13 protein-coding genes are annotated in these 12588 nt (G+C 39.0%); 10 read left to right on the forward strand and 3 right to left on the reverse strand.

All coding sequences use genetic code 11. From position 1 onward, the window contains the following. Positions 1 to 416 precede the first annotated feature (416 nt). From spoIID to MKY94_RS03750, 9 genes are all read left to right on the forward strand, one after another. On the forward strand, positions 417 to 1316 hold the full coding sequence (gene spoIID, locus MKY94_RS03710) for a stage II sporulation protein D (RefSeq protein WP_151113774.1): 900 nt from the start codon (positions 417 to 419) through the stop codon (positions 1314 to 1316). 1 nt (position 1317) lies between these two features. After that, positions 1318 to 2007, forward strand: coding sequence for a M23 family metallopeptidase (locus MKY94_RS03715; RefSeq protein WP_313955916.1), 690 nt, complete (start codon positions 1318 to 1320; stop codon positions 2005 to 2007). A 68-nt stretch (positions 2008 to 2075) separates the two neighbouring features. Beyond that, positions 2076 to 2336 (forward strand): sporulation transcriptional regulator SpoIIID, encoded by a 261-nt coding sequence (locus MKY94_RS03720; RefSeq protein ID WP_144540588.1) that lies wholly within the window; start codon positions 2076 to 2078, stop codon positions 2334 to 2336. 666 nt (positions 2337 to 3002) lie between these two features. Continuing rightward, positions 3003 to 3995 (forward strand): rod shape-determining protein, encoded by a 993-nt coding sequence (locus MKY94_RS03725; RefSeq protein WP_144540492.1) that lies wholly within the window; start codon positions 3003 to 3005, stop codon positions 3993 to 3995. A gap of 16 nt (positions 3996 to 4011) precedes the next feature. After that, positions 4012 to 4851, forward strand: coding sequence for a flagellar hook-basal body protein (locus MKY94_RS03730; protein WP_340844150.1), 840 nt, complete (start codon positions 4012 to 4014; stop codon positions 4849 to 4851). Between the two features lie 21 nt (positions 4852 to 4872). Continuing rightward, the gene (locus MKY94_RS03735; RefSeq protein ID WP_144540487.1) at positions 4873 to 5712 is read left to right on the forward strand and encodes a flagellar hook-basal body protein; all 840 of its coding nucleotides are present in this window, start codon (positions 4873 to 4875) and stop codon (positions 5710 to 5712) included. Between the two features lie 15 nt (positions 5713 to 5727). Then, a complete protein-coding gene (locus MKY94_RS03740) occupies positions 5728 to 6012 on the forward strand; it encodes a DNA-directed RNA polymerase subunit beta (protein ID WP_151111291.1) in 285 nt (94 codons plus the stop codon). Between the two features lie 15 nt (positions 6013 to 6027). Then, the gene (fabZ, locus tag MKY94_RS03745) at positions 6028 to 6468 is read left to right on the forward strand and encodes a 3-hydroxyacyl-ACP dehydratase FabZ (RefSeq protein WP_154311442.1); all 441 of its coding nucleotides are present in this window, start codon (positions 6028 to 6030) and stop codon (positions 6466 to 6468) included. Between the two features lie 158 nt (positions 6469 to 6626). Next, positions 6627 to 6983 carry a hypothetical protein gene (locus tag MKY94_RS03750; protein ID WP_151111287.1) on the forward strand — a complete coding sequence of 119 codons (357 nt, stop codon included), beginning with the start codon at positions 6627 to 6629 and terminating at the stop codon, positions 6981 to 6983. 125 nt (positions 6984 to 7108) lie between these two features. On the opposite strand, the gene MKY94_RS03755 is transcribed toward MKY94_RS03750, so the two are convergent. Next, complete coding sequence (locus tag MKY94_RS03755; protein ID WP_144540478.1) at positions 7109 to 7543, reverse strand: YwpF family protein; 435 nt, start codon at positions 7541 to 7543, stop codon at positions 7109 to 7111. Between the two features lie 250 nt (positions 7544 to 7793). On the opposite strand from MKY94_RS03755, the gene ssb reads away from it, so the two are divergent. Then, a complete protein-coding gene (ssb, locus tag MKY94_RS03760) occupies positions 7794 to 8192 on the forward strand; it encodes a single-stranded DNA-binding protein (RefSeq protein ID WP_144540476.1) in 399 nt (132 codons plus the stop codon). An 88-nt stretch (positions 8193 to 8280) separates the two neighbouring features. On the opposite strand, the gene MKY94_RS03765 is transcribed toward ssb, so the two are convergent. Together MKY94_RS03765 and MKY94_RS03770 are read right to left on the reverse strand one after the other, a co-directional pair. Further along, entirely contained in the window at positions 8281 to 10992 is a 2712-nt protein-coding gene (locus MKY94_RS03765) for a DEAD/DEAH box helicase (protein ID WP_342578024.1), read from the reverse strand. Then, a complete protein-coding gene (locus MKY94_RS03770) occupies positions 10989 to 12569 on the reverse strand; it encodes a hypothetical protein (protein WP_151111283.1) in 1581 nt (526 codons plus the stop codon). The genes MKY94_RS03765 and MKY94_RS03770 overlap by 4 nt, the downstream gene beginning before the upstream one ends. Between the last annotated feature and the right edge of the window lie 19 nt (positions 12570 to 12588).

The raw sequence follows: 12588 nt of genomic DNA on the forward strand, positions 1-12588 counted from the left end.
ATATATGTAAAGCACAATACACCTATTCGTGTATTGTGCTTTTTTTGATGTAATTTTTCACCCTGTTTTAGGCGTTTTAAGAGTGAAAATTAACATTTTAGTATAAATTGCTCATCTATAAGATTAAATAGCCTCTAAGGGGCTAAAATAGTGTATAAAGGCTACTTAAATATAAAGATTCAAATAGATTCTTATAGCATTCCATAAATTTAATAAGAATTCATGTCCATATACTATTGGTTAAATGGATGATTTCAGAAATGATAGAATATAAACACTTTCCAATTACTCATCTGTATGACAAGAGATAGATCAAGCAGCTTTTCTATAGCTTGTCCGTCATTAGATTCTTTGTAGCTGCATATATTACCCCTATGAAACAAAACATTCTCTTAGTAATCGTATGCATCTGCCTTATGTTATTACCTTTTTTATTGATCAAAGACAGAGTGAAAGAAAAAGCTGCACCAGAAGTCGTACCGGAAACTGAAGTTGACTGTCCAATAGAAATTGAGGTGAAAGGGGTAAAGGAAAAAATTCCTCTAGAAACGTATGTATTAGGAGTAGTTGCCGCGGAAATGCCAATCACATTCCATGAAGAAGCATTGAAGGCGCAGTCTATTGCTGCTAGGACCTATGTTTTAAGAGAAACCGATTACGGAGCAAAGTCAATCGACAAGACGGTACAGAAGCAAGTGTATGTTGGTCCAGAGGAGAGAAAAAAGCGTTGGGGTGCTTCCTTTGAGGAATACGAAAAGAAGCTTCAAAAAATCGTAGCTTCTACAGAGGGAGAAATTATTGTTTATAAGAATCAGTTAATCACTGCAATGTTTTTTTCAACAAGCAATGGGCAAACAGAAAGCGCGGAGAATTATAGCGGATATGCAATTCCCTATTTAGTATCAGTGCCGAGTGAAAAGGAAGAGCAATTCTCAAATAAAATGAAACAGAAATTTGAATTTACGAGTAAAGAATGGTCGGACACTTTTAAGATGAAGTGGTCTAATAATATTGGGGGTACTGTCAAAATAGAACGGACAGACTCCAATCGAGTAAAGTCAGTAGAAATGAACGGCAAAAGTTGGACAGGCAGAGAAATTAGAACTTTACTTGGACTACCCTCTACTGATTTTTCAATAGCTTTTCAAAATGATAAAGTTGTAGTGGAAACTATTGGATATGGGCACGGAGTAGGAATGAGCCAGTATGGAGCTGAGGTAATGGCTAACGATTCTACGAAGGCTCATGATATTTTATTGCATTATTATACAGGAACCGAAATAAAAAGTTTTTCTCCATGTTTAAAATCTCCTTAATATGCCAACAATGCAATTAGAGGTGATGAAAATGAGAGAAGAACAATCTAAAAAGCCTTCTCAGAAGAAGAGTAACAGCCCGAAAAAACCTTGGTTTTGGCCACTAGTATATGCAGGTTTTTCGGTAGCATTTGTTGGAATGATTTGGGGTTATAATGTATATGTCAGCGATGATTCTGCAGAAGAATCCGAGTGGACCGATGCAAGTAATCCAGACAAAGTAACAATTGAAACGAACGCTAAAGCAGAATCTATGAAATACCCTTTCAAAGAAGCTATGCTAGATAACGTTGAAATTGTTCAGCACTACTATGATATGGAAGCAGACGAAGCGACTCGTGAGAAATCTCTACTTGTTTTTGATCAAACTTACGTAGCTAGCACAGGAGTTTCCCTAACTATGAAGAACGAGCCATTTGAAGTTGTTGCAGCATTAAGCGGAAAAGTAGAAGAAGTAAATCTTGATCCATTTGTTGGTGACGAAATCGTAATCTCTCATGCAAATGGTATGCTAACAAAATATCGCTCTGTCACTGGCATTCTAGTAAAAGCAGGAGATGTAGTGGAACAAGGACAATCCCTTGCAACCGCAGCGGAAAATGAGTGGAATCCTACTGCTGGAATCCATCTTCAATTCGAAGTATTAGAAAACGGAGTCCTTGTAAATCCGGAATCATATCTAGCATTTTAATTCATATTAGCCCTTCGCTATGCATAAAGTGGTGAAAAGTGTTCCTTTACTAACGAAAGGAAGAGTTGGTGCACGAAACGATTCGTCATAGATGCATACGTTTGGGTGAAATGGTAATTGAAACAAAGAAAACAGTTCGCGCTATTGCGAGCAAAACAGGTCATTCCAAAAGCACCGTACACAAAGACTTAACCGAAAGACTCCACCTTGTGGATCCTGTGCTGGCTAAGGAAGTCAAAGAAATCCTTGCTTACCATAAGTCAGTCAGACACCTACGAGGCGGAGAAGCTACGAAGCAAAAATGGAGGACCAAAAAGGAAGATAGGTAAGGTCGTGAAATGTATTATTTCACGGCCTTTTCTTATATCCGAAATAATTCGTTGTCTGAGTAGTATGAGTAAGTCTTTATAAAATATACATAGGTCAATAAAAATAAATTAGCATCAGGAAAAGCCCATTTTAAAAGAGAGAGCGCAAGGAGGAAAGGCATTCTAATAACAGGAGAGCCTGCAACAGATTCTTTGACTTAAAAGTTGTATACTCTAAAAAGTATGAAACACTGCTTGTATAACGAAGTCCAACGTTCGAATCCTCTAGGGAGGGAACTATTGCTAGGAAAGCTCTTATGGACAATTAATCCCCTTACATATGGTAACTAATTGTGATACTTGAAAAAAATCCGTAGCTCAGGAATAGTCTTTCAAGAACACACAAAATAATTCGTAACTATCAACTGAAATACTATATCTTTCAAACAGACAGCTTCCTACTCAATTTCCCCTCTAAAGTCACAACATAAAAATGAGCGTACTGACCTATAGAAGAATCGGGATAATAGTTTATAATTCGTCAAAAATTTCTAATTTCTTCATAATTTTTTCCGAAATACTCTTCAAAAAAACTGTTTTTATGACAAAACTATGATAAAATTAGAAGTTAGATACATTACGGAGTTTACAAACAAAAGTTATAGCAAGGAAGGGGAAACACTGGTAATGTTTGCAAAGGATATAGGAATAGATTTAGGAACAGCAAATGTATTGATTCACGTGAAGGGAAAAGGGATTGTGTTAAACGAACCTTCAGTGGTCGCTTTAGATAGAAATACGAATAAAGTACTAGCAGTCGGAGAAGAAGCTCGACAAATGCTAGGTAGAACCCCAGGAAATATTGTGGCTATTCGCCCGTTAAAAGATGGAGTAATTGCGGATTTTGATGTGACAGAAGCTATGCTTAAGCATTTCATTAATAAATTAAACGTAAAGGGATTCTTATCGAAGCCACGAATTTTAATTTGCTGTCCGACAAACATTACAAGTGTAGAGCAAAAGGCCATTAGAGAAGCGGCAGAGAAATCTGGTGGTAAAAAGGTTTATTTAGAAGAAGAGCCTAAAGTTGCAGCAATTGGAGCAGGGATGGATATCTTCCAACCAAGCGGGAATATGGTTGTAGACATAGGTGGGGGCACAACTGATGTTGCTGTTCTATCTATGGGGGATATAGTTACCTCGGAGTCTATTAAGGTAGCAGGAGATGTGTTTGATAACGATATTCTTCAATATATCAAAAAAGAGTACAAGCTTCTAATCGGTGAACGAACAGCTGAGAATATAAAGATTGAGATTGGAACTGTTTTTCCAAACAGTCGTCATGAAGAGATGGATATCCGTGGGCGAGACATGGTTTCAGGTCTGCCAAGAACGATTACTATTAAATCTGATGAAATCGAACACGCGTTAAGAGAGTCTGTATCTGTCATAGTACAAGCTGCCAAAAATGTGTTAGAAAAAACACCGCCTGAGTTGTCCGCAGATATTATTGACCGTGGCGTTATTATCACTGGTGGCGGTGCGCTACTACATGGTATGGATAGTCTATTGATGGAAGAATTGAAGGTTCCCGTGTTTACTGCGGAACAACCGATGGATTGTGTGGCTATTGGCACTGGAATTATGCTAGATAATATCGATAAAATAAGTAGAAGATAAGAGTGGAGGCTTCATCATGTTTCGTGGATTTAATACTGTAGCATCTGGGATGATTGCTCAACAGCGTAGAACCGAGCTACTAACTAATAATATGGCTAATGCGAATACACCAGGCTTTAAGGCTGATCAGTCTACCATTCGTTCTTTTCCAGATATGCTAATGTCACGTTTAGGGCCAGCTAAAATTCCTACGGAGAATCCGATCAGTGGGAAAAAATTGTCAACTGTCGGGGGAATTAGCACAGGCGTTTATATGTCAGAAACCGTTGCTCTGCAAACACAGGGGCAGCTTCAGCAAACAGGCTTGAACACTGATATAGCTTTAATCGATGGAGTACTTCCAGTGGATGCAGAATCAGGGCAATCAGGTGCGCTATTTTTCCGTTTAGAACACCCAACTGAGGGAGAAGCATATACACGTAACGGAAACTTCACATTGGACGCTTCAGGTTTTTTAACGAATGCAAGTGGACTATATGTTTTAGATGATGCAGGCCAACGTATTCAATTGCAAAATGATGATTTCCGTGTAGGGGATAATGGCCAAGTTTTTGTGGATGACGTAGCGGTTGCTCAGCTAGGGGTTTCATATGCTGCTAATCCGGATCGTTTATTGAAGCAGGATAATGGTTTATATAGAACGGAAGATGGCACGGAGCTACCATCTGCTTATAATAACGGTGATGTGAGCTTTGCTATGCAACAGGGCTATATTGAAGGATCAAATGTAGACAGTGCCAAAACAATGACAGAGCTTATGTCAGCATATAGAACATTTGAAGCCAATCAAAAAATTCTACAAGCATACGATCAGAGCATGCAGAAAGCTGTCAACGAGGTTGGTCGTGTTAACTAATAACCAAGGAGGTGTGGTTGAATGTTACGCACAATGATAACAGCAACAAACACAATGTCCCAATTGCAAAATCAACTGGATATTATAGGGAATAATCTTTCCAATTCAAATACCCATGGATATAAGTCAAAAGAAGTAAAATTCCAAGAATTACTTTATCAGCAATTTAATAATGATAAATTAGATAAAACAGAGAGACAATCACCTGTTGGGATACGCTATGGAGTGGGAGCAGCACTTGCACAGTCTCAAATGAACTGGAAGCAAGGGAGCATCCAGTCTACTGGCAGAGATCTAGACTTTGCTTTTCAGGAGCCTAAGCAATATTTTCAAATCATTATGCCCGACGGACAAAATGGAGAAAAAACTGCATACACTCGTCAAGGAGCTTTCTATGTTTCTCCAATAGAAAATGGACAAATGATGCTTGTTAACGGAGATGGTTATCCTGTTTCCGACTCACAGGGACAGGCTATTACGATTCCTGAGGGAGCTTCTAGCTTTTCTGTAAATGAAAGAGGAGTGCTAACTGCAACATATCCTGATGGTACTACAGCACAAAGAGAGTTAGCTGTTTCCGTTTTGCAAAAGCCACAATTCATGGAACACTTGTCTGCGACATATATTGTAATGCCCGAGAATTTAGATGAGTTAGGTGCAAATGCTGAGGATGTAATGACCGACCTTCAGGGAGCAGACAGAGAAGAAATTTCCTTGAGCAATCAGGTTTTAGAAATGTCTAATGTAGATGTTTCCAAAGAAATGACCGATTTAATGACAACGCAGCGTCAGTATCAGTTTAGTGCTCGTTCTATTACAATCGCCGATCAAATGATGGGCTTGATCAATGGAATTCGCTAGTAAGGAGTTATTTTAATGACGGAAGAAGTAAAGGCTTCTAGCCGACAACAGCGTAGGTTAGAAAAAGTACAAGAAGAAGTAAATAAGAAAGAAACGGTAGACAATACCAAACCAACCAAGTGGGTACAAATTCGTATGTTTCCTATATGGCTGCGTATACTAATTGTTATTGCTCTTTTTTGCATATCTGCAATAGCTGGACTAATGATTGGCTATGGGGTTATAGGTGATGGTGAGCCGAAGGATGCGCTAAAATGGGAAACGTACCAACATATAATTGATATAAAAGACGGTAAATAATTGGAGGACGATTCCATGCTAACAACGGAGCAATTACAAGCTATTTTGCCTCATCGATATCCATTTTTAATGGTTGATCGTATTCTAGAAATTGAAGAAGGTAAACGAGCAGTTGGATTAAAAAATGTAACAATTAATGAAGAATTTTTTAATGGTCACTTTCCTGGCTATCCAGTAATGCCGGGCGTTCTTATTGTGGAAGCGTTGGCTCAAGTAGGAGCAGTGGCTGTGCTTCAAATTCCCGAAAATAAAGGAAGACTTGCTTTTTTTACAGGAATTGATAACTGTCGATTTAAAAAACAGGTCAAACCAGGAGACCAGCTTAAACTGGAAGTTGAGCTTACTAAGCTCCGCGGACCAATGGGCAAAGGACATGGCATAGCTACTGTCGATGGAGAGCTTGTTTGTGAAACAGATATCCTGTTTGCATTAGGTCCAGTTGCAAATAACGACTAATAAATAGTATTATTCCACTTCTTTTAAAGTATATGCGAGTATGCTGAGCATTGAAAAAAGAGGTAATAATGCCATAGGATAGTTCCTTCTTTTCTTGGATAACCTATCGTAAGTCACGTGAAGAGTGTGATGACGATATCAAGAAAGGAGGAATTTTTATGTTGAAAAAAGTCGTTCCTACTGTGGCATTATGTTCGCTTTTACTCGTTGGATGTAATAATGATGAAGCAGTACCTTCAAACAATGAAACACCAATGGGGGAATTAAACAACGGTAATCGTGTAATTACTCCATCTCCTGATGAGAACACTGGTAATAACGGAGCCGGAACCACTAATGGTGGTATGAATGAAGGCACAAACGGTAAGAATGATATGAATGGTCTTAACGATGATCTGAACAATGGTCTTAACAATGGTGATAATAATGATTTAAATGGAAATATGGACCATTCAAACATGGATGAACGTACATTTGTAGATGAGCCAGAGGTTAATGGAAATAAAGATAAATAGTCCCTTTCTGTAACTTATGGAGCGTTTTTAAATTGGAAATGGTTGATCAAACAAAAAATAGGCAACTTCTTGTATTGTAAACAAGAAGTTGCCTATTTCTTTAGGCATTAGTCAGTATGCCTATATCAATTTTCTTTGTCTTTCTTTAAGGAAGGACGCGTTTTCATATCCTTTTCGAATTGTGTCAACAATTCTTCTCCAATTAATCCATCCTCAATAAGTTCAGCAAGTAACGATTCAGCGTATTTTCTACGTGCACGCTTTAATGTTCCGCGAAGTAACACGGAAAGATGATCTCCTATTTTCTTAACGGAGTAGGTTGCCACTTCAAAATGTGCAGGCTCATTCTCGGGGTAAGAGATAACGACCTTAGCATTAAATAATTCATTGGATGTTTTTAATTCATTAAAGAAATCCTCATGTTTTTGATCAATAAATAATTCTAAAATCCAAGAACGACTTGTGTTTTCTTGATTAATTACTATGCCATCCTCTAGTAAAATCGGCATTTCATCATTATTGCGGATAAGGGACACGGATATCATTTTAAATGTTTTCATATACAATCCACCTTTTAGTAGGACTAATTAATCTTCATTATAGCATAGGGATTCTATGGAAAAAAATAATTGTGAAAATGCCAATTTCTTATTTTTGATTTCAATGAATGCGGTAAGATGAGGAATATTCTTGAAAACAAATAACATTATTTTATTTTGACCCAGAAAAACGACCCAAAATGAAATAACTGCGCTTTGCCAACAAATTTTCAAAGGATTATGATATGGCTAATGAAAGGGAGGTGACAGATTGAATACAGTTTCGATAATTGGAAGAATGACGAAGGCTCCACAGCTGAAGCACTTATCTGAGGGGAGAGTGCAAACAGGATTTGTTGTTGCAGTGAGTAAGGGCTATAAGAGCGAAGAAGCTAATTTCGTGCTTTGCACAATTTGGGGGAAACTAGCTGAAACCACGGTAAAGTACTGTGGAAAGGGCTCTTTAGTAGGAATCACTGGCCGCTTGAACACAAGATCTTATGAAAAAGGGGAAGGCATAAGAGTATTTGTAACAGAGGTTATTGTGGAGGATATCAGATTTTTAGCTACCAAAAGTCGCGACGAAACAGAACAAACTAGAGAGGAAAATAAGCAAGTAGAAAGTGATTTTGAATTTCCAGCAGAACAAATAAAAAAACTTCCAGTGTAAAATTTTGAATGGCCGCAACCATCCAAATGATACAAGAGAGAAAAAACCTGACCAGAATATGGCCAGGTTTTTGTTAACAAGATATCAGTTAGATTGAAAGAGTAAGCAAATCCTTTAGATCTGCATCCGACATTTCTGTAATCCATTGACTAGAGTGGATCAGTTCTTCAGACAATGCTTGCTTCTGTTCAAGAAGTTTGTCTATTTTTTCTTCAATTGTACCGATAGTTATGAACTTATGGACATGGACGAAATTAGTTTGACCGATACGATAAGCTCTGTCAGTTGCCTGGTTTTCGACTGCAGGGTTCCACCATCTATCCGCATGCAGCACGTGGCTTGCGGCAGTAAGGTTCAAACCAGTTCCACCAGCCTTTAAGGAAAGAAGGAATACAGGGAATTCCTTTGCCTGAAACGCCTCTACTAAATGGTCACGCTGATTTTTTGGCATGCTTCCTGTCAAGAAAGGAGCATCTATATCGAACAGCTCAGTTAGGCAATGCTGCAGCAAATGACCCATTCCGATATACTGTGTAAATATCAGACATTGCTCACCACGAGCAGCAATTTCTCCAGCGAGTGTCACAATACGAGCAAGCTTCTCAGAGCGTTCAAGCATATCTTCTGCATCATCAAATGGCTCCTTCAGATAAAGGGCCGGGTGATTACATAGTTGTTTTAGCTTGCTAAGCATTTTGAGAATAAGCCCCTTTTTCTCAAAGCCGGTTAGTGTATCAAGCTTGCTAACGGTTTCTTGAATAAGGGATTCATATAACGCTGCTTGCTCGGTAGTTAAACCACAATACTCGCGTTGCTCTAATTTTTCTGGGAGGTTTAACAACAATTCTGGATCCTGCTTGGTTCTTCTTAATAAGAACGGCTGAATTTTGACCCGGAGTTTATGCTTAACCGAGTCAGAGTTATCTCGCTCAATCGGCGCGATATAATTTTCCTGGAATTTACGGAAGGAACCCAAATAACCTTTATGAATAAAGTCGAAGATAGACCAAAGCTCGGACAATCTATTTTCAACCGGTGTTCCAGTTAAAGCAATATGATGCTTGCCTGTAAGCTTGCGAATCGCACGAGATTGCTTTGTATGCATATTTTTAATGTTTTGAGCCTCATCGAGAGTTATACTAGCCCATTCTAAATCCTCTAATGCTTCAATGTCCTGCATTGCTGTACCAAAGGTTGTGATTACTACGTCAGCTTCTTTATCAATTTCTCGGGTTCGCGCTGTGCCATAATGTGTTTGGACATTTAAAGAAGGAGCAAATTTAGCCAGCTCTTTCTGCCAGTTTCCAAGCACGGAGGTTGGACAAATGATCAAAGAAGGCGTTGTTTGTTCACCGCTTTCATGGACATGAAGTAGATATGCGATTAATTGGACTGTCTTACCAAGACCCATATCATCAGCTAAGCAGGAGCCAAATTTTTCATTTCGCATAAATACAAGCCAGTCTAAGCCCAGCTGCTGATATGGTCGAAGAGTCGTCAACAGATTGGATGAGACCTCCACAGTGGGATAACCTTTTTTCTCAGACAGCTGTTCCATCAATACTTTAAGAGATTGCTGCATTTCAAATTGGAATAATGGATCCTCATCAGATTGCTCATCATCATCGATAGCTAAAGCAATTTCCTCCGGGATTTCTCGGAATAAAAGCTCCTTCACAGTCCAATTTTCATCCTCGGACTGCTTCATCAGTTCTCGAATTTGATGCATCCACGCAGCATCTATTCGGAACCACTCATTGCCTGCCTGTATATATGATCGATTTTCAGTGACCATTTTTTGAAAATCCTCTGCAGAGATTTCCTGTCCGTTTAGAGAAAAACTCCAGTTAAATTGCAGGATTTCATTTAAGCCAGCGGCGGTTTTATAAGTATTGGCAGTCTTTGCAACAGTCTTAACACGCATTTTAGATTCTTTCAAGCTCTTCAGCCAAGACGGCAGAATAACTTCGAAACCAAGAGCCTGCAGTTTGATTAGGTCATCACGTAAAAAACGTCGCACTTCTTCATCGGTTAATGGAGAGGAGAAGAAGGTCGACAGTTCTACGGCATCTATCGAGGAGACTAGGGAAAAGATTTTTGCCTGAGTTTCTTCGATATAGGTGTTATATTCATTCCATTTATCAGGAAGAGCCTGCTTAATAGGCAATACTTTTTTTCGGAAGGATGGCGTCCAGTATACACTGCTTTTCTTACCGCGAACGACTGTTTCTAATAACCAGGTGTCATCAAATTCATCCGGCTCGGACAGGCGCAATGCTACTAACAGATTTGGATGGGTCGATTGCGATTTTAGGGGCCAGCCGCCTTGTTGAAAGAAAGGAATGAGGGCGGGTAGGTCCTCCATCGTAAGCCCTGCCTGAAAAAGCTTTTGCTTGATAGCATTTTCAACTAGCTGCTTTCCTTTGTCCTCTATGGGAGCAGACAACTCTAAATTGTCTTCCTGTAATTCGACTGTCTTCCAAAGATCAGGTGAATTCCAAACACTTCCTGCTTCTTTAAAGGTTTTAAGCCATTGAAGCGAGGGCTCGGTAGCTCCAGAGAATGTGATGAAGGGATGAGCTTCAGATGAAAAGAGTTCAATGACTTCTACTGGAGAAGCTATTAATACGTCATCCTCAACTTGTGCGTTAAGACCAAAAAAGCTTTCTCTATGATTTAAGTAGAGCGTCTCCACCCATTTTTCGATAGGCGCATCATTACATGATAGAAGAAAGCTTCCATTTGCTGCTTGATCGATATACAGGGAAAATTCTTTTGTAATAGATAAAGGTTTATTCATAATGGCAGGTTTCCTTTCTCTATTTCTTGTTGTAAGGCACGAAGACGGCGATACTTTTCACGAATACTTTCCACATAAGCATTCCAGTAATCAATTTCGTTTGCTTTCTTCGCTACCTGTTTCATTTTCTTCCAAATACGAACAGCTTGCTTATAGCTATATCTGTTTTTTTCTTGGATAAACCTCATGGCATAATGGTGGTAAAGCGGAAGAAGGACTTCTGGTGCCTCATCCTTCACTATAGATAATCCACAGGACTCAGCATATTCAAGAGATGAGTTGGCAGATTGGTGCAATGCCATCCATTCCCTATAACGTTTTTGTTCGATTAGTAAGTTGGAGTATGATTGGATTCCATATAAACCGAATGATTGATACAGTTTTTCCAGTTCCTCCGTTTTTAAACTTACTTGGTTGAATAGCAATTCTAATCTTCTAATGAGCATGACTCTAGAAGGGTTTTGTATGACTTCATTTAAATAATAAGAAATGTGAGGGAGTAATTTTCTAGCTAGCTCGCTAACTAATTCCTTGTTGGAGGAATGAATGGCCTTTTCACAAACCTCCACCCACTCCAAGAGCTGATCCTTCTCCATATGCTCAGCAGAATCTAATAGCTCATCCATCATCGACAAGGTGAGGTAAAAGTATGGAAGTACCATATTTAACGGGATTCCGTCCTCTTCAATGGTCAGCTCTTGAAGATATTTGACTTCCTGCATTCGCGCTGCTTTATCTGTTACTAAAGCTTCCCAGCAGGCTAAATATACGTGCTTCCGATAACGAACAAGGCCTTCCTCTTCAAAGTAAAAGGACCGTACGTTTTCCATCATTTGATCGAAAAAGGGGTCCGCTGCAAACATTTTAGGCTTTGCAGCAAGCTGGGACAGGCTATCATCAATATCCTCTATATAATCATTTAAAAACTGGTAAACGCGATTACGCATATTAGTATCGTTGTATTCAATTAAATAAGGCCATGCGCGTGTTAGTATGGCCAGATTGACATATACATCAAAGATAGGTTGCCATTCTCGTTCAAATGGTCGAGATTTACGAACCTGGGCCTTCAAGTCATGAATAGCAAATTCTAAAAGATAAAAGCTTGTTGGCGGATAGCTGGAGATAAACTTTCTAAAAAAGTTATCCACTAGCATATCCCAGCTTTTGGGACTACGTTCATCTCGAAGTAAAGATAGCTGTAGGTGGTCTATGTTAGCTTTCCACTCCGAGATCCAAGTGGATAGGGAGTTGTTTTGTTGATATAAATAAAAAACCGCTGCGACGATATGTCTACATGGCTTCTGCATTTGGCAAGGGCAATGGATCAGGTCAACCATTGGCAAGTATCGTACCTCGATGTTAGTTACATCTCTAACCACAAAATCAATTCGATTGTCCTTTAGTGAATAATTTGCAATTGAAACCGCGCCATTACGCACAAAAAAGGTCGCTCTTCGAACGAGCTCCTCATCTTCCGTAACAGTAGGGTTAAGTTTCTCTTCAATCGTCCGCATGGACGCATCTATATATTGGTTATAATGATTGGCTAATTTTTGATACGAAGTTAGGTTCAAACAAATCTCTCCTAATGAA

This window comes from Psychrobacillus sp. FSL K6-2843, assembly GCF_038626375.1.
GTDB classification, from domain to species: Bacteria; Bacillota; Bacilli; order Bacillales_A; family Planococcaceae; genus Psychrobacillus; species Psychrobacillus faecigallinarum.